General features: G+C 69.4%; 1 protein-coding gene. It reads right to left on the bottom strand.

The features are described from left to right. Positions 1-23 precede the first annotated feature (23 nt). A complete protein-coding gene (locus tag LZF96_RS26300; RefSeq protein ID WP_233877375.1) occupies positions 24-1,244 on the bottom strand; it encodes an IS110 family transposase in 1,221 nt (406 codons plus the stop codon). Between the last annotated feature and the right edge of the window lie 245 nt (positions 1,245-1,489).

Genomic DNA, 1,489 nt, shown 5'->3' with positions numbered 1-1,489 from the left:
GCATGAGTTTCCTGAGTCAACCTCTATGCCGCGCGAGGCGTGTCGGCGGCCGTGTTGATCTTGCCGTTGGTCTGGTGGGTGGCGGGGTCGTAGCAGGTTCCGTCGCGCCAGCAGGCCCACATCACACGGAGCCAGGCGCGGGCCAGGATGCGGATGGCGTGCGGGTGGCGCTTCTTGCGGGCTCTGGCGTCGTTGTAGATCTTGGCGGCCCAGTCGCTGCCGTGCCGGCGGTTGTCGGCGAAGGCGGTCAGGGCGACGCGGGCTCTGCGGTTGGTCGCGAAGCGGAAGGCGACCGTGCGGGACTTCCCCGACGCTCGGGTCACAGGGACGACACCGGCCTCGGCGATGAACTGTTCGCTGGTGCGGGCGCGTTCCAGGAGCGGGCCGATCTCGCCGATGATCTGGCCGAGGCTGACTCTGCCGATGCGCGGCATGGTGGCGAACAGCGGCGCGTAGGGGTGGGTTTCGACCGCCTCGGCGATGGCCTTGTCCAGCGTGCGGATGGTCGTGCGTATGCCCTGGACCAGCTGGACCTGGATCTGGATCAGCTGCTCGACGACTGTGTCGCTGATGCGGGAGGCCGCCTTCGGAGCCGCCCGCAGACGCTCGATCAGGACGTGGCCGGGCTTCCTGCCGGAGTAGCCGTGGCGCTTGCACCAGGCTTCGAGGCGTCCGGCGGTGAGCCTGGCGGCGGCGGCCGGGGTGGGGTAGCGCTGAAGGAAGGCCACCGCGATGTCGCTGTCGAGGTTGGCGAACACCGCCTTGCCGCCGGGCCAGTGCATGTCCAGCAGTGCTGCGAGCTGGTTGACGGCGGCGATGCGGGCCTCGACGTGATCGGCGCGGGTCCGGGTGAGGGCCTGCAGATCGAGGGTGGCCTGCTCGGTGGGCTCCAGCCGGGGCAGCAGGTGTCCGTCGGTGCGCAGGTAGTCGGCGAGTTTCATGCTGTCGCCCGCGTCGGTCTTGGCCTTGGATGCGCCCCAGCGCGGGCGCATGGCGTGGAAGGCGTTGGGGTGCACGGGCACCACCGGGTGGCCGGCGGCCGGCAGCCGGTCCACGGCCAGGCCGCGGCTGGTCTCGATCAGCACCGGCAGATCCGCCGGGGACCCGTGTTTCCCCAGCCGGGCCAGGGTCTTGGCGAATCCCTCTTCGGTGTGGGCGAACTCCCACCGGTCGATGCGCTTTCCGGCGTCGTCCATGACGGTCACGTCATGGGTCTCGGTCGCCCAGTCCCATCCGATGAACACGAAGGTCGTACTCCTGTGATTCCGACGGAGCACCTGCCCGGTGGTGAGGTCGTCTGCCGGGAGCTCATTAATCGGCCCTCTGCGGGGCGTGTCCCTGAAGCCGATCAGACGGCCTCGGCCCGGCGGGGCTGGCGGAACTCATGCTGGCCGTCGAGCGGCTCGCAAGCTTGGCCATGCACCCACCGGGACCGAGAGGTCACAACCCTACCGAAGAGGGCTGCAGAAGGGATGGTCCTCTAATGAGC

Source organism: Streptomyces sp. ST2-7A, from assembly GCF_021390475.1.
Taxonomy (GTDB): domain Bacteria; phylum Actinomycetota; class Actinomycetes; order Streptomycetales; family Streptomycetaceae; genus Streptomyces.
The sequence above is the reverse complement of the archived record's forward strand: the minus strand, read 5'-3'. Positions and strand labels throughout refer to the sequence as shown.